13 protein-coding genes are annotated in these 14,869 nt (G+C 73.3%); 8 read left to right on the top strand and 5 right to left on the bottom strand.

Annotated elements, in window-relative coordinates:
• Nucleotides 1-200: 200 nt before the first annotated feature.
• From AC3EUJ_RS21290 to AC3EUJ_RS21280, 3 genes are all read left to right on the top strand, one after another.
• Entirely contained in the window at nucleotides 201-521 is a 321-nt protein-coding gene (locus tag AC3EUJ_RS21290; RefSeq protein ID WP_431963653.1) for a DMT family transporter, read from the top strand.
• Complete coding sequence (locus AC3EUJ_RS21285) at nucleotides 521-1,075, top strand: TetR/AcrR family transcriptional regulator (RefSeq protein ID WP_431963651.1); 555 nt, start codon at nucleotides 521-523, stop codon at nucleotides 1,073-1,075. The genes AC3EUJ_RS21290 and AC3EUJ_RS21285 overlap by 1 nt, the downstream gene beginning before the upstream one ends.
• A gap of 105 nt (nucleotides 1,076-1,180) precedes the next feature.
• Nucleotides 1,181-2,392, top strand: a complete 1,212-nt coding sequence (locus AC3EUJ_RS21280) for an MFS transporter (RefSeq protein WP_431963649.1) — start codon at nucleotides 1,181-1,183, stop codon at nucleotides 2,390-2,392.
• Here the strand turns inward: AC3EUJ_RS21280 and AC3EUJ_RS21275 are convergent.
• Nucleotides 2,370-3,257: a winged helix-turn-helix transcriptional regulator gene (locus AC3EUJ_RS21275; protein WP_431963647.1), complete on the bottom strand. Its 888-nt coding sequence runs from the start codon at nucleotides 3,255-3,257 to the stop codon at nucleotides 2,370-2,372. The genes AC3EUJ_RS21280 and AC3EUJ_RS21275 overlap by 23 nt on opposite strands.
• 68 nt (nucleotides 3,258-3,325) lie before the next feature.
• Between AC3EUJ_RS21275 and AC3EUJ_RS21270 the strand changes: the two genes are divergently transcribed.
• Together AC3EUJ_RS21270 and dapD are read left to right on the top strand one after the other, a co-directional pair.
• Nucleotides 3,326-4,579 carry an MFS transporter gene (locus AC3EUJ_RS21270; RefSeq protein WP_431963645.1) on the top strand — a complete coding sequence of 418 codons (1,254 nt, stop codon included), beginning with the start codon at nucleotides 3,326-3,328 and terminating at the stop codon, nucleotides 4,577-4,579.
• 10 nt (nucleotides 4,580-4,589) lie between these two features.
• A complete protein-coding gene (dapD, locus tag AC3EUJ_RS21265) occupies nucleotides 4,590-5,582 on the top strand; it encodes a 2,3,4,5-tetrahydropyridine-2,6-dicarboxylate N-succinyltransferase (protein WP_431963643.1) in 993 nt (330 codons plus the stop codon).
• A gap of 416 nt (nucleotides 5,583-5,998) precedes the next feature.
• Here dapD and AC3EUJ_RS21260 read toward each other — a convergent pair whose 3' ends face one another.
• Nucleotides 5,999-6,502 (bottom strand): GNAT family N-acetyltransferase, encoded by a 504-nt coding sequence (locus AC3EUJ_RS21260; protein ID WP_431963641.1) that lies wholly within the window; start codon nucleotides 6,500-6,502, stop codon nucleotides 5,999-6,001.
• Nucleotides 6,503-6,821: 319 nt separating this feature from the next.
• Nucleotides 6,822-8,549 carry a dolichyl-phosphate-mannose--protein mannosyltransferase gene (locus AC3EUJ_RS21255; protein WP_431963639.1) on the bottom strand — a complete coding sequence of 576 codons (1,728 nt, stop codon included), beginning with the start codon at nucleotides 8,547-8,549 and terminating at the stop codon, nucleotides 6,822-6,824.
• A gap of 43 nt (nucleotides 8,550-8,592) precedes the next feature.
• On the opposite strand from AC3EUJ_RS21255, the gene AC3EUJ_RS21250 reads away from it, so the two are divergent.
• Nucleotides 8,593-9,453 carry an alpha/beta fold hydrolase gene (locus AC3EUJ_RS21250; RefSeq protein ID WP_431963637.1) on the top strand — a complete coding sequence of 287 codons (861 nt, stop codon included), beginning with the start codon at nucleotides 8,593-8,595 and terminating at the stop codon, nucleotides 9,451-9,453.
• A gap of 23 nt (nucleotides 9,454-9,476) precedes the next feature.
• Here the strand turns inward: AC3EUJ_RS21250 and AC3EUJ_RS21245 are convergent, their stop codons facing one another.
• Nucleotides 9,477-10,064, bottom strand: a complete 588-nt coding sequence (locus AC3EUJ_RS21245) for a suppressor of fused domain protein (RefSeq protein ID WP_431963635.1) — start codon at nucleotides 10,062-10,064, stop codon at nucleotides 9,477-9,479.
• Nucleotides 10,065-10,407: 343 nt separating this feature from the next.
• Here AC3EUJ_RS21245 and AC3EUJ_RS21240 point away from each other — a divergent pair, with 343 nt between their 5' ends.
• A complete protein-coding gene (locus tag AC3EUJ_RS21240) occupies nucleotides 10,408-11,937 on the top strand; it encodes a hypothetical protein (RefSeq protein ID WP_431963633.1) in 1,530 nt (509 codons plus the stop codon).
• Between the two features lie 153 nt (nucleotides 11,938-12,090).
• Nucleotides 12,091-13,557, top strand: a complete 1,467-nt coding sequence (locus AC3EUJ_RS21235) for an alkaline phosphatase PhoX (protein ID WP_431963631.1) — start codon at nucleotides 12,091-12,093, stop codon at nucleotides 13,555-13,557.
• A gap of 68 nt (nucleotides 13,558-13,625) precedes the next feature.
• Here the strand turns inward: AC3EUJ_RS21235 and AC3EUJ_RS21230 are convergent, their stop codons facing one another.
• Nucleotides 13,626-14,837 carry a TerD family protein gene (locus AC3EUJ_RS21230; protein WP_431963664.1) on the bottom strand — a complete coding sequence of 404 codons (1,212 nt, stop codon included), beginning with the start codon at nucleotides 14,835-14,837 and terminating at the stop codon, nucleotides 13,626-13,628.
• Between the last annotated feature and the right edge of the window lie 32 nt (nucleotides 14,838-14,869).

The following is a 14,869-nucleotide window of genomic DNA, read 5'->3' as shown; positions in this document are numbered from 1 at the left end:
GAGGTCGCCGTGGCCGACGAGGAGTTGACGGACACCCCGGCCCCGGGGCACTGGGTGGACGGGGAGTTCTTCCTGACCGGTTCGCTGGGCCTGACCCCGGTCGCGGTGCCCGACGCCGCCCGGAAGCGGTGGTGGCCGCGCCGGTCGTGAGGGAGCCGTCATGCGTACGGGCGTACACATCGATGTGTACGCTTGTACGCATGGCATACGCATTGCTGGGCGGGGCGATCCTCGCCGAAGTGCTCGGTACGACGTCCATGAAGTACAGCGACGGCTTCACCAGGCTGTGGCCCTCCCTCGGTACCACCGCCGGCTACCTGATCGCCTTCGCGCTGCTCGCGCAGACGCTCAAGTCGATGTCGGTGGGCACCGCCTACGCGATATGGGCCGGAGTCGGCACGGCCGCGATCGCCGCCATCGGCATGGTGTTCCTCGGCGAGGCCGCCACCGCCGCCAAACTGACGGGGATCGCCCTGGTCATCGCCGGGGTGGTCGTCCTCAACCTCGGCGGCGCCCACTGATGGCCCGCCGGTACGACCCCGAGCGGCGGCAGCGCATCATCGACGCCGCGATCCGCGTGGTCGGCGAGCGCGGCATCGCCGGGCTCGGTCACCGGGCGGTGGCCGCGGCAGCCGACGTCCCGCTCGGCTCGACGACGTACCACTTCGCCACCCTCGACGACCTGCTGGTGGCGGCCCTGCGGCAGTGCAACGAGGCCTTCTTCCGTGAGGTCGGGGAGCGCGCCCTGCTCGGCTCGCCGGGCGCCGACCTGGCCGCGGAACTGGCCCGGTTCGTCGAGGAGACGGTCTCCCGGGACCGCCCCCGTGCGCAGCTGGAGTACGAGCTCTATCTCGCCGCGCTCCGCCGCGAGGCCGTACGCCCGGTCGCCGCGGAGTGGGTGGACCACATGGCCGCCCTCCTGGCCCGGTGGACCGACCCGGTCACCGCCCGCGCGCTCGCCGCCCTCACCGACGGGATGTGCCTGCAGGCCCTGCTGACCGGCCGCGACATCGACCGGGAAGAGGCCCGCGAGGTCTTCGCGCGGATCATCGGCAAACCCGGACGAGACTGCTGACCTATACCGGCCGCGACCTGATCCGGCATCCTCACGCGCCGCATTCGCGCCTTCACGTGATCGATTCTTGTAGAGCGTCGATCGGAGGGCAGTATGAAACAGGCGATGAAGGACATACCGAGGGTGGTGTGGCTCCTTGCCACCGGCATGTTCTTCGTGGCGGCGGTGAGCTTCACCTTCGTCTACCTCTTCGTCTACCTGACCGGACCCCGTGGGCTCAGCACCTCCCAGGCAGGGCTCGTCGCAGGTGTGGGCGGCATCGGCATGGTCGCCGGCAATTTCACCGGCGGCTGGTTCGGTGACCGCTTCGGACACCGCCGCACCCTCATCACGGGCATGGTCGTGTCCGGTCTCGGCCTCGCGGCCCTGCCGGTGACGCCGACCGCCGCCCTCGCGGTGGTCTTCCCGGTCGCCCAGTACGCCACCGGCGTCACCCGGGCCTCCAACTCGGCACTCATCGCCTTCTCCGTACCCGAGGGCTCCCGCCGCCAGGGTTTCGCCCTGCTGCGCTTCATGGCGAACCTCGGTGTCACCGTCGGCCCGCCGCTCGGCGCGCTGATCGCCACCACGGTCTCGTACGACTGGCTGTTCGTCGCCGACGGCCTCGGCATGCTCTTCTTCGGCGTCTACGCGCATTTCATCCTGCCGGCGAACGGCAACCACCGGCCCAAGGGCGACGCCGCGCCGGACGCGCCCGGTCTGTGGACCGCGCTGCGCGCCCGGCCCGCCGTCCTGGTGCTGCTCGCCGCGATCCTGGTCGCCGACACCATCTACCGCCAGCAGTACTCCACCCTGCCCGTGTACCTGAAGGACCACGGCATCGGCACCGGCGTCTACGGAGCCCTGATCGCCATCAACGGCGCACTGGTCATCCTCCTGGAACTCCCGGTCACCGTCGCCCTGCGCCGGCGCGCCCCGCTGCCGATCATCGGGCTCGGCGTGATCCTGGTCGGGCTCGGCTTCGCCGCGCTGACCACCGGCCGCTGGTACGTCGCGACCGCCGTGGTGATGATGATCCTGCTGACCGTGGGCGACATCCTCTACAAGTCGCCGTCCACCGCGTACGTCGCCGACAGTGCCCCCGACCACCTCCAGGGCCGTTTCCAGAGCATGTACGCCGGCGCCTCCATCAGCGGCGTGGTGCTGGCCGCCCCGCTCGGCGGCGTGCTCTACGAGACCGCTCCGGGCGTGCTGTGGCCGCTGTGCGCGGTCCTCGGCGTCGTCGCCGGCGCGGCCGTGCTCGGTGCCCGGCGGCTGCCGGGCGTACGGGACGCGGCGGCCGAACCGGACGCGGTCAGGGCCGCGACACAGTCCTGACGGCATCGAGGGCCTCCGCCACGCTCGCCGTGATGTCCGTGACCGGGTAGAGCACCCGCCGGACCACCCGGTCCGCGCCGACCACCAGGGTCAGCCGCTTCAGGCGCACCGCTCCGCCCGCGCGGAAGGTCGGCAGCCGCAGTGCCGCGGACAGGGCCAGCTCCGCGTCCGACAGCAGCGGGAAGCGCAACCGCTCCCGCTCGGCGAACTCCGCCTGCTCGTCCGGGCGCTGGCCGCTCACCCCGTGCACGGCCGCGCCCGCCGCGGTGAACTCCGCCAGCCGGTCGCGGTAGGTGCAGGACTCCAGCGTGCAGCCTGCCGCGCCCGGGATGTCGCCCCAGCCCGGGGGATAGGACGCGGGCCGCGCGTAGGCGCCGGGGAAGCAGTAGAGGACCGTGAACGGGCGGTCCGCGGCCACCGGGTCGCGGAGTTCGCCGCCGGGTCCGGCGGGGAGCAGCAGCGGGGGCACGCGGGTCCCCGTCAGCGCGTGCACGCGCCCGGCCTCCCGTGAGCCGTCCGCCGCGGTGCCGGTGGTCGTGCCGTCGCCCAGGACCCACTGGTCACCCCAGTCCTGAAGGGCGATCAGCACCGGCAGCAGCGCCCGGCCGCGCGGGGTGAGCCGGTACGCGTACCGGACCGGGCGGTCCTGGTAGGGCTCGCGGGTCAGCACGTCCGCGTCGACCAGCAGGCGCAGCCGTTCGGCCAGCACCTTGCGGGACACGCCGAGTTCGCGCTGCAGGTCGTCGAAGCGTTCCACGCCGCGGGCGGTGTCCCGCACGATCAGCAGCGTCCACCAGTCGCCGACCACGTCGAGGGACTGGGCGATGGAGCAGTTCGCGTCACCGAGGTCTGTGCGGCGGGCCATACCGCTATCCTGCCAGCCGAGGGTGAGTTTCCAAAAGGAACTCACTGGCGGGAGAAGGGGGTAAGGGCATGCGCGAGGTGCCCAGGGTCGTCTGGTTGCTGGCCGCGGGGGTCTTCATGAACGCGGTCGTGAGCTTCACGTTCGTCTACCTCTTCGTCTGGCTGACCGCGGTGCGCGGTCTGCCCGTCCCGGAGGCCGGGCTGATCGCCGGGACGGGCGGAGTGGGCCTGGTCGCCGGCAACTTCACCGGCGGCTGGTTCGGCGATCACCTCGGACACCGCCGTGTCCTGCTCGCCGGGTCCGCCGTCTCCGGCGCCGGACTCGTCCTGCTGCCCGCCCTGCCCACCGTCGCGCTGCTGCCCGTCCTGCTGCTCGCGCAGTACGCGGCCGGCACCGTGCGGGCCGCCAACTCCGCGCTCGTCGCCGTCTCCGTGCCCGAGGGCGCGCGCCGCCAGGGCTTCGCCGTGCTGCGCTTCGCCTCCAACGCGGGCTTCACCGTGGGGCCGCCGCTCGGCGCCCTCCTGGCCACCCGCACCTCGTACACCTGGCTCTTCGTCGCCGACGGCGTCGGCACGCTGCTCTTCGCGGGCTACGCCGCCCGCGCGCTGCCCGCCCAGGGCGTCCGCCGGACGCGTGCCCTCCGCCCCGCCCGCGCCGACGGGTTGTGGGCGGCACTGCGCGCCAGGCCCTCCGTCGTGGTGCTGCTGGCGACGATTTTTGTCACCGACACCGTCTACCGGCAGCAGTACTCCACCCTGCCCGTCTGGCTCGCCGGCCACGGCATCGGCACCGGCGCGTACGGCTGGCTGATCGCCGTCAACGGCGGCGTCATCCTCTGCCTGGAGATCCCGGCCACGGTCGCCCTGCGCCGGCGCCCGCCGCTGCCGATCATCGGCACCGGGCTCGTCCTCGTCGGCGCCGGCTACGCGGCACTGGCCGGCGGCGCGCACATCGCCACGGCGGTGACGATGATGCTGCTCCTCACCGCGGGGGAGATCCTCTACAAGACCACCGCCACCGCCTACGTGGCCGACAGCGCCCCGGACCACCTGCAGGGCCGCTTCCAGTCCCTGTACGCGGGGGCCTCCGTCAGCGGCACCGTCCTCGCCCCGCCCCTCGGCGGCGCCCTGTACGACACCGCGCCGGGCGCCCTGTGGCCGGTCTGCGCGGTCCTGGCCGCGCTCAGCGGGGCGGTGCTGCTGGCGGCCGCCGCGAGGTGGCGGGGCGGCGCGGGGGAGGAGGCCGGCGAGGGCGTGGTGGGCCAGGCGCGGCGACGTTCCGGATGGCGGGCCGGTTGGGCAAGTGCGGGACGCAGCGACTAGCGTTCGACACATGACTGAAACGACCGCCACCTCTCGCGCCACCGGTGCCGTTGCCGCAGGCCTCGCCACGATCGCCGGCGACGGCACCGTCCTCGACACATGGTTCCCCGCGCCCGAGCTCGTGGCGGCGCCCGGCCCCGCCGGGACCGAACGGCTCACCGCCGGCCAGGCCGCCGAGTTGCTGGGCGACGCCGCCCCCAAGGCACTCGGGCCGGACCCGCGCCGCGGCGTCGAGGTCGTCGCCGTACGCACCGTCATCGCCTCGACCGACGACAAGCCGCTCGACGCCCACGACGCCTACCTGCGCCTGCACCTGCTGAGCCACCGCCTGGTGAAGCCCAACGGCCAGAACCTGGACGGCATCTTCGGCCTCCTGGCCAACGTCGCCTGGACCTCCCTCGGCCCCGTCCCCGCCGGCGACATCGAGCGCGTCCGCCTCGCCGCCCGCGCCGAGGGCCTGCACCTGTCGGTCTACGGCGTCGACAAGTTCCCGCGCATGACGGACTACGTCGTCCCCGCCGGCGTCCGCATCGCCGACGCCGACCGCGTCCGCCTCGGCGCCCACCTCGCCTCCGGCACGACCGTGATGCACGAGGGCTTCTGCAACTTCAACGCCGGCACGCTGGGCACCTCCATGGTCGAGGGCCGCATCAGCCAGGGCGTCATCGTCGGCGACGGCTCCGACATCGGCGGTGGCGCCTCGATCATGGGCACCCTCTCCGGCGGCGGCAAAGCCATCGTCTCCATCGGCGAGCGCTGCCTGCTCGGCGCCGAGGCCGGCATCGGCATCTCCCTGGGTGACGACTGCGTCGTCGAGGCCGGCCTCTACGTCACGGCGGGGACCCGGGTCTCCCTCCCCGACGAGACCATCGTCAAGGCCAAGGAGCTCTCCGGCGCCGACAACCTCCTCTTCCGCCGCAACTCCATCACCGGCGCGGTCGAGGTCATTCAGCGCACGGGCTCGTGGGGCGGGCTGAACGAGATCCTCCACAGCCACAACTGACCTGCGGGCGGCTGTGAGGCCGGCTACGTGACGAGCGTCCTTCCGTGACCGATGGAGGCACGGGAGGGCGTCCGGCCATCGGCCCTCGTCCGGGCCGGAGCTCATGTCGTGTGCGCCGACGCCGAGTTCGGCACCGACGGCGGCGTGGAAGTCCCTGACCTCGCGGTCCAGGTGCCGGCCGAGGCGGTTCGGGTTGTCCGGAACCCCGGCACGCTTTCCGGGTCGCGTATCGTCGAAGTGGCGCACCACCATGAGCACCGCTCCGCCGCCTTCAGCAGCCAGGCGGCGGCGAGTTCGGCTGTGCGGCCGGTGTGGGGCCGCAGCCTGTCGACAACGCGGGAGCAGCTTGCCGCGCCGCCCGCCGAGTCATCTCGGATCATGACGGGCCATCGGCACGGCGCCTCCTGGGCCCGGGCCTACGAGGACCTCTCGGGTGACGGGGGCGGGGCGTCGGTGGCGGGGAGGGGGAGGCGCAGGACGATCTCGCCGTCGTCGATCTCGCCGGTCGGCTCGAAGCCGAACTTACGGTAGAAGGGCCACGGCTCGCCGTCGCCGGGTTCGTAGCTGGTCAGCAGCTCGGTGGCGCCGTCCGCGCGGACCAGGTCGACGATCTGCGTGAGCACCTCTCGGCCGATGCCGTGCCCCTGGTGCCGCTTGTCGATCAGGAGGCGCCAGATGAAGTGCCGCCCCTGGTAGGGGCCGGACGGCGGTTTCCACGACAGCATCACGAAGCCGACCGGCTCGTCGCCGCGGTACACCGCGCGGTACCAGGGGTTGGCGTCCGGCGTCTTCGCCGCCTGCTTCAGCGACAGGGACACGGATGCGACGAACTGCTTCTGCTTGTGCCGGACGCGGAGGGCACGGACGGCCTTTCGGTTGTCGTCGGTGATCTCCCGGAGGTGCACGCCTGCGGACGTCATGCCACACCCTTTCCCACCTGGCACGTCGGACGTCCTCGCAGGGTATGCGGGCCGGGCGCGCCGGGGCGGGACTGGCGCGCCGGGCGCGGGCCCCGCCGGTGGACCGCGTCCTCGCCGGACCGGCTCGCGGGCGGTCCCGCCCTGCCGGTTCGTGCGGCGCGGGCACGACGTACGCCGTGTGGCCGCCCTCGAAGGGCGCCGGCCGTACCGGCCACGGCTGCCGGTGGCGACGAGGCGGGCCTCCATCGCGTGGAACCGGCAGCAGATGGGCGAGCCGGAAGACGGACGACGTGCTCGGGGATGTGCGGGGCGGTCCCGCTCAGATCCATGTGTTCAGCCACATCCGGGCGTGCCAGTCGTCGTAGGGGATCGTCCGCCCGGTGTAGATCGGGAAGAAGTAGATGAAGTTCCAGACGATCAGGAGGACGAGGACGCCCGCGGCCACCGCCCCGTAGGTGCGGCGGCGTTCGGCCGCGCCGGGACGGCCGAGGAGCGCGCCGAGCGCCATGGCCAGGGCGAGGCAGAGGTAGGGGAGGAAGACGACGGCGTAGAAGGAGAAGATGGTGCGGTTCTGGTAGTGGAACCACGGCAGGTAGCCCGCGGCGACCGCGCACAGGACGGCGCCGGCGCGCCAGTCTCGGCGCAGCGCCCAGCGGTACAGCAGGTAGGCGAGGGCGAAGCAGGCCGTCCACCACAGCAGGGGCGTGCCGAGGGCGAGGATCTCCCGCGAGCAGTTGGCCGTGCCGCAGCCGTCCTGCCCCGGCTTGGGGGACTCGTAGAAGAAGGACACGGGGCGGCCGAGGACCAGCCAGCTCCACGGGTTGGACTGGTACGGGTGCGGGTCCTCCAGGCCGACGTTGAACTGGTAGACCCCGTACTCGTAGTGCCACAGGCTGCGCAGCGGCGCCGGGATCCACGACCAGGTGCCGCCGCGGCCGTCGGCCCAGTGCCGGCCGTAGCCGTCGTCGGTGAGGAACCAGCCGGTCCAGGTCATCAGGTACGTCGCCACGGCGACCGGGACGAGGGAGAGGAAGGACCAGCCGAGGTCGCGGCGAAGCACCGCGCGGTAGGGGTGGCGGGCCCCGGCCAGGCGGCGGGCGCCGACGTCCCAGAGCAGGGTCAGGAGCACGAAGAACGCGAGGTAGTACAGGCCGTTCCACTTGACGGCGGAGGCGAGGCCCAGGAGCGCGCCGGCCGCGAGCCGCCAGGGCCGCGGGCCGGTGCCCGCGCGGGCGGCGGTGACCGCCTCGGGACCGGCGAAGCCGTCGCCGCCCACCGGGAGGGCCGCCGCGAGCCGCGCCCGCGCACGGTCACGATCGATCAGCAGGCAGCCGAACGCCGCGAGCACGAAGAACATCACGACCACGTCCAGGAGGGCGACGCGGCTCATCACGAAGTGCAGCCCGTCCACCGCCATCAGCCCGCCGGCCAGGCACCCCAGTGCCGTGGAGCGGAACAGGCGACGGCCGATGCGGCACAGCATCAGCACCGAAAGCGTGCCGAGCACGGCGGCCATGAAGCGCCAGCCGAACGGGTTCAGGCCGAACATCCACTCGCCGAGGGCGATCACCCACTTGCCCATCGGCGGGTGCGCCATGAAGTGCCCGGTCTCCGAAAGGGGGATGGCCTGGGGGTCCCCCAGGATCTGCGGGTCGGAGACCTTGCTGTCGGGCCAGCCGCCCTCGTAGCCGAGCCGGAGCAGGGACCAGGCGTCCTTGGCGTAGAACGTCTCGTCGAAGACGATGGCACGCGGGCTGCCGAGGCTCACGAAGCGCAGTACGCCGGCGAGGACGGCGACCAGGACGGGGCCGAGCCAGCCCATGGCCCGTGCGGCGCGGCGCGCCCGCCCCGGTGACAGGCCCAGGGCCCGCCATATCCGGGTGCCGGGTTCGGGGAAGGCCGGGACCAGCCGCTCGCGGGTGTCGGTCCGGGGGCGTGGGCTGTGGCCGAACCGGCTCAGTCGCAGCGGCCAGTCGGCGGCGGTTGCCGCCCGGGAGTCGCCGGCGTCGTCGTCGGTGCGGTCCGGCGTAGCGGTGTCCGTCGTCACCCGGACATCCTAGGGACGTTGTCGGATCGTCATACTGGCCCCTGTGCTCGAGGAGATCCTGGTTCCGGTCTCACGCGACCCGGCGGTGCGGTTGTTCGTCGCACAGGCCGGCCGGCCGTCCGGGGCGCCGCTGCTGGTGGTGCACGGCGGGCCCGACTGGGACCACACGCATCTGCGGCGGCCCCTGGACCGTCTCGCCGGGCACCGCCGGATCGTCCTGCCGGACCTGCGCGGCTGCGGTCGCTCCACCCGCGGGCTCGCCGACGGCCACTACACGCCGGACGCGGCCACCGCCGACCTCGTGCGGCTGCTGGACACGCTGGGGATCGGGCGGACGGACGTGCTCGGCTTCTCGTACGGAGGGCTGATCGCGCAGCGCCTCGCCATGGCCGCGCCCGGGCGCGTGCGGCGACTGGTGATCGCGTCGAGCAGCGTGCTGCCGGTGCCGCCGGACGCCTTCGACGGCTGGCGGGAACGCGACGAACGGCTGGCGGCGGAGGCCGAGGTGTGGTCCGACCCCTCGCTGTCCGGACCGGCCCTCACCCGGGCGGCCGCCCTGGCCTCCGCGCCGGCGAACGTGTGGCGCGCGGACGCCCTGCCCGGTTACCTCGACGTCCTGCGCGGCGTCCGCTTCACCGCCGAATGGCTGCGCCCCTTCGAGGCCGGGACGCTGCCGGGGCCGCGCCGCCCCGGTGACCCCGAGCGGCTCGCGGCGCTCGGTCTCCCCGTACTGCTGCTGCACGGACGGCAGGACATGACCTTCCCGGCCGGCCTGATCGGACCCACGCTGCGGCTTCTTCCGTCCGCGCGGGCCGCGATCATCGAGGAGGCCGGGCACATGGCCCACATCGACCGGCCCGACGCCTGGCTGGAGGCACTGGAGGACTTCCTCCGGGAGGACTGAGGCGGCCGGCTGAGCGACGCGCCTCAGGCGACCGGCGCCCGGTGCAGGTCCAGCGGAAGGATCCCCGCGTCGTCGAAGCGCTGCTCCAGTGCCTCGGTGCCGTGTTCGCGGCGGAAGGCGATCTCGGACGCGGTCACCGGCAGCAGCCACAGCAGACGGGCGTGGCCGCCCGGCAGGTGGCACACCTCCAGGCCGGGACCGTGGAGGTACGGGAGGCTGACCAGGATGTGGTCGCAGGCCGAACCGGGGACCCAGGGTTCCCCGACCGGCAGGCTGTGGCCCAGGTCGAGCAGACGGGGCCGCGGACCGCAGTGGTAGTGGGCGGTCATGGCGATCAGGTCGGCGAAGCGCGGGTCGGGGACCGGGGCGGTCAGGATGAACTCGAGGCCGTGGCCGTCGTGGTTGGCCCGCGACCAGCAACCGGCCGTGACATAGGTCCAGTGGTCGCCGCGCGGCCCCGGGCCCACCTCGACGACCCGCAGGCCGGGGACCGTGCCGCGCCGCCCGTCCCCCAGGTCGTACGGGGCCGTTCCCACCGGGTGGCCTGCGAAGAACCGCCGTATGTGCCGGTCGAGCGCCTCGTGCGCCGGGTCCGCCTCGCTCGTGGTCATGGCGGGGATCATGTCAGGCGCCCCTACGCCGCCGGCCTCGGGGGCGTGCGGGGGCCGGCCGTACGCCCGGTCGTGCACCGGTGCTTCCGTGCGGCGCGCGCCGCCGGGCGTGCGCACCGGTGCCCGGCACCGGAGGTGGGGCGGAAGTGACCCCGCTGACGGGTGGAACCGCCGCACACGTTCCCCGGGCTTGTCCACGCGCGCCAACGCCGACATCCCACGCGTCCGTTGCCGTAACGGCGGGTGACGGAAAGCCGAAGCGCGCCCGCCGGGCGCCCACACGTCTAGGCTGGTGCTGCGCCTTCGGGCGCCCCCCGGACACCGCTGCATTGGAGACCCCGCCATGGCCGCTGACCGCCTCGACCTGCCGCCGGTGAGGCTGCTGCCCGAGGAGGAGCTGGCGCGGCTCGCAGTCGCCGTACCGCTCCTCGACCGCGCGGTACGGCTGGCACGCTGGTGCGCGCCGCACGTGACCGTGGACGCGATGGGGGAGCTGACCGCCGAGGACGTCCCGCGCGCCGTCCGCGAGCTGGGCCTGGAGGGGGAAGCGGACGGCCCGGCGGAGGCGACGCAGGCCTGGGGCGTGGCCGTGGACGCCGGCCTCGTCGACCTGGAGATCGAGGACACCGCGGACGAGGACGCGGAGCCCGGCGCCGGGAGCGTGGCCCTGGACGAGCCCGCGGGGCGAGCCGTGCCCGGCGAGGCACTGCGGCGGCTGGAGGCGGGCGAGCCCCGCGAGGTGCTGGAGCTGTGGCTCGCCGCACTGGACACGGCGCTGGCCGAGGCCGCGACCCCCGACCTCGAAGGCCTGATGGAGGAGCTGGGGCCGGACGGCGAGATCGACCTGAACACCCTGGACTGGGACCCGGAGGAGGAAGGCGAGTTCCTCGACGGCGCGCTCGCCAACCTCTACCTCTTCACCGTCATGGAGGACTCCGGCGGCGACACCAAGGACGCCGTGCCGCTGCCGGTCCTGGCCGCCTCCCTCGTCGTCCCCGAGGACGTGGAGGAGCCGAGCGACGCCCTGCTGGAGGACGTCACCGAGGTGATGGTGCGCCTCGATGAGCACTTCCGGCTGCTCACGACCACCGGGCTGCTGGAGTACCAGCCGCTGGACGAGGCCCTGATCGAGGAGGCCGAGTCCGAGGACGCCGGCCCCGCCGAGGGCGCGGCGGTCCTCCCGGAGGAGATCGGGCCCGAGGAGGTCTCCCGTTACGGCCTGGTACGGCTGACCCCGCTCGGTGTGTACGGCGTGCGGTCCCGGATGATCGACGCCGGCCTGCACGCCCCGGCCGCCGGCGAGCTGGCCGGGGAGCCCGCCGCCGCCCTCCTGGAGGCGCTGTTCCGGTACCCGGACCAGATCGCCCGCCGGGAGGCCGACGCGTGGCTCGGCAACCGCAAGCCGTACGACGCGGCCCGCGAGCTGCTGGAAGCCGCGCGCGGCGAGGACCGCAACGCGCCCGGCCGCCGGCTGGTGGCCCAGCAGACGCTCAGCCTGCTCGGCGACGAGGCCGAGCCGGCCCTGCGCGAGGTCCTGGCCGACCGCCAGCTCGGCGGACTGGCCCGGGTCTGGCTGACGGAACGCGAGGCGGTGGACGTTCCCGCGCCCGACGAGGACATGATCTTCTGGCTCACCGTCGACACCATCGCTGCCCAGCTCGACGCCGACGACGACCCCGAGTTGCTGCGCGAGCTGGTCACCGACCTCGTCGCCCGGCACGACGGCTTCTTCAGCGCGGCCTGGCGGGTGGACCACCCGGCCACCGCCGACGTCCTGGAGGCCATGGGCCGCATCCACCCCGACAAGCGACTGGCCAAGGAGGCGCGCAAGGCCGCGTTCAAGGCCCGTTCGGCGGGACCCTCGGCGCCTTGAACCGCCCGCGGGGACGCGGAACGGGCCGGGGAGGAGGCCCGAACGCCTCAGGGAATGGGCGGCGGAACATCCCGCTCCGTTCAACTCCCGTTCGCCGTGGGGCGGGAGCGTGACTGCGGAAGAGCAGTGACCTTGTGGCCTCAGGAGCAAACGATGCCTCTCACCCGCAGAGACTTCGCCAAGCGCACGGCGATCACCGGCGCCGGAGTCGCGCTGGCCGGAACCGTCGACGTCCTCGCGACCGCGCCGGGCGCCCTAGCCGCCGAGGCCCCGGCCACCGCCGCGGAGGCCGGGGCGTCCCGGCACCACGGCCGGCTGGGCTACGGCGAGCTGATCCCGGACCCCAAGGGCATCCTCGCGCTGCCCAAGGGCTTCTCGTACCGCGTCATCACCCGGACCGGCGTCACCAAGCTGGAGTCCGGCGAGTCGACCCCCTCCAACCACGACGGCACGGCCACCTTCGAGGGCCTGCGCGGTGCCACGCTGATCGCCAACAACCACGAGCTGGCCGGCGCCCGTGCCGACTGGCCGCACCCGGTCCCGCTGACCGAGGGCCTGGTCTACGACTCCGGCGCGGCCGGCGGCGTGACCATCGTGGAGGTCGCCAAGCACGGCGGCCACGTCGTGGAGTGGGTCGGCGTGGCCGGCACCGCCACCAACTGCGCGGGCGGCCGTACCCCCTGGGGCACCTGGCTGACCTGCGAGGAGACCGAGGACAAGGCCGGCAAGAACGGCTTCCTCAAGGACCACGGCTACGTCTTCGAGGTCGACCCGTACGACCGCAGGGCCAACCGGGACCCCAAGCCGATCAAGGCCCTGGGCCGCTACGCGCACGAGGCGGTCGTGGTCGACCCCAAGCGCGGCCACCTCTTCCTGACCGAGGACGCCTCCAACCCCAACGGCCTGTTCTTCCGCTGGACCCCGCCGGCCGGCTTCCACCACGGCCGCGGCAAGCTGCGCGCGCTGTCCGACGACGCGGGTGTGCTGCAGGCCTTCAAGTGCTTCGACTCCGGCGGCGGGTTCGTCGACGACCTGTCCCGCGCCACGAAGATCGGCACGGTCTACGGTGTGGACTGGGTGGACGTCCCGGACCGCGACGCCAAGGCCGTCTCCGTCCGCAAGCAGTTCGCGGCCGGCGGGGTCACGCGGGCCCGCAAGCTGGAGGGCATGTGGTGGGCTGACGGCGGCGTCTACATCGTCTCCTCCTACGCCCGGGAGGAGAGCCCGGGCGCGGCCCACGACGGCGCCGTGTGGTTCTACGACCCCAAGCGCCGCACCCTGACCCTCAAGGTCCTCCTGGGCGTCAACCCCGACCCGTCCGCCGACGGCGCCTTCGACGGCCCGGACAACATCACCGTGTCGCCCTACGGCGGTCTGGTCATCGCCGAGGACGGCGAGGGCGTGCAGCACCTGTTCGGCGCGCTCGGCGACGGCCGCACCTACCCGATCGCCCGCAACGAGCTGAACATCGGCACCGCGGAGGAGCCGGAGTACAGCGAGTTCACCGGTGTGACCTTCTCGCCCGACGGCCAGACGCTGTTCGCCAACATCCAGGACCCGGGCATCATGCTGGCCATCACCGGCCCGTGGCGCCGCCAGGGCCACGGCGGCGCCTGCTGAGGCCCGACCGCGTCACCGGCGCCCGGTGGTCCGTGCCCCGCACGGACCACCGGGCGCGAGCGCGTCGCTCAGAGCGCCTGCGCGGCGGGCTTGACCATGCCCTTCACGGTGCGGGAGTCGACGAAGTCGCCCATCGCCGTCATCTCCCACTCGCCGGAGAACTGGCGGATGAACTTCGCCATCATCACGCCCGTGCGGGGCTCGGCGCCGGTGAGGTCGAAGCGCACCAGCTCCTCGCCCGTCGTGCCGTCCATCAGGCGGCAGTATGCCTTGGCGACCTGGTTGAACTTCTGGCCGGAGAAGGAGTTCACCGTGAAGACCAGCCCGGTGACCTCCGGCGGCAGCCCGCCGAGGTGGACGGTGATGACCTCGTCGTCGCCCGCGCCCTCGCCGGTGAGATTGTCGCCGGAGTGCTGGATCGCGCCGTTCAGGATGGTGAGCCGGCCGAAGTAGCAGGACTCGATGTGGTTGCGCTGCGGTCCGTACGCGATGACCGAGGCGTCCAGGTCGATGTCCTTGCCGCGGTAGGCGGGTTCCCAGCCGAGGCCCATGCGGACCGAGGTCATGAGCGGCTTGCCGCCCTTGACCAGGGAGACCGTCTGGTTCTTCTGGAGGTTGACCCGGCCCTTGTCCAAGTTGATCTTTCCGGTGCCGACCGGCGGGGCGGGCGGGGCCGGGGGCGCGGGGGGAGGGGCCATGGCGGCGGCCGGCGGAGCGGGCGGCGGGGGAGCCACGGGCGGTGCCTGGGGCGGTGCCTGGGGCGGTGCCTGCGGCGCGGCGGCCGCGGGCTCGTCGACGGACACCCCGAAGTCGGTGGCGATGCCCGCCAGCCCGTTCGCGTACCCCTGGCCGACGGCGCGGGCCTTCCAGGCGCCGGAGCGGCGGTAGATCTCGACCACGACGAGCGCGGTCTCGCTGCTCAGGGCGGGCGGGGTGAAGGTCGCCAGGACGGTGCCGCTGTCGGCGTCCCGCACCGTCGCCGTCGGCTCGGTGCCCGCGAAGGTCGCCCCGGGCGCGTCGGGACTCGCCGTCACGACGATCTTCTCGATGTCGGCGGGTACGGCTACGGTGTCCACCGTGATCGCGTCGGGGGAGCTGCCGCCACCGGACCGGTAGGTGACACCGGGCCCCGCGGGCTGGTTGTAGAAGACGAAGTCGTCGTCGGAGCGGACCTTGCCGTTGGCGGCGATCAGGAGGCCCGACACATCCAGCCGCACGGGCGCGGATACCTCCACTGTCACGCGCGCCGCGGAGAGCGGGATGTTCGAGCCGGGTGTCATTGCGGTCATGTTCCGCTTAACGATCGTTCCGG

Source organism: Actinacidiphila sp. bgisy160 (genome assembly GCF_057707815.1).
The sequence above is the reverse complement of the archived record's forward strand: the minus strand, read 5'-3'. Positions and strand labels throughout refer to the sequence as shown.

Excerpts from the sequence above, each read along its gene's own strand:
- AC3EUJ_RS21290 (WP_431963653.1), top strand. The coding sequence starts at position 201 with ATGGCATACGCATTGCTGGGCGGGGCGATCCTCGCCGAAGTGCTCGGT.
- AC3EUJ_RS21285 (WP_431963651.1), top strand. The coding sequence starts at position 521 with ATGGCCCGCCGGTACGACCCCGAGCGGCGGCAGCGCATCATCGACGCC.
- AC3EUJ_RS21280 (WP_431963649.1), top strand. The coding sequence starts at position 1,181 with ATGAAGGACATACCGAGGGTGGTGTGGCTCCTTGCCACCGGCATGTTC.
- AC3EUJ_RS21275 (WP_431963647.1), bottom strand. The coding sequence starts at position 3,257 with ATGGCCCGCCGCACAGACCTCGGTGACGCGAACTGCTCCATCGCCCAG.
- AC3EUJ_RS21270 (WP_431963645.1), top strand. The coding sequence starts at position 3,326 with ATGCGCGAGGTGCCCAGGGTCGTCTGGTTGCTGGCCGCGGGGGTCTTC.
- dapD (WP_431963643.1), top strand. The coding sequence starts at position 4,590 with ATGACTGAAACGACCGCCACCTCTCGCGCCACCGGTGCCGTTGCCGCA.
- AC3EUJ_RS21260 (WP_431963641.1), bottom strand. The coding sequence starts at position 6,502 with ATGACGTCCGCAGGCGTGCACCTCCGGGAGATCACCGACGACAACCGA.
- AC3EUJ_RS21245 (WP_431963635.1), bottom strand. The coding sequence starts at position 10,064 with ATGACCACGAGCGAGGCGGACCCGGCGCACGAGGCGCTCGACCGGCAC.
- AC3EUJ_RS21240 (WP_431963633.1), top strand. The coding sequence starts at position 10,408 with ATGGCCGCTGACCGCCTCGACCTGCCGCCGGTGAGGCTGCTGCCCGAG.
- AC3EUJ_RS21235 (WP_431963631.1), top strand. The coding sequence starts at position 12,091 with ATGCCTCTCACCCGCAGAGACTTCGCCAAGCGCACGGCGATCACCGGC.
- AC3EUJ_RS21230 (WP_431963664.1), bottom strand. The coding sequence starts at position 14,837 with ATGACACCCGGCTCGAACATCCCGCTCTCCGCGGCGCGCGTGACAGTG.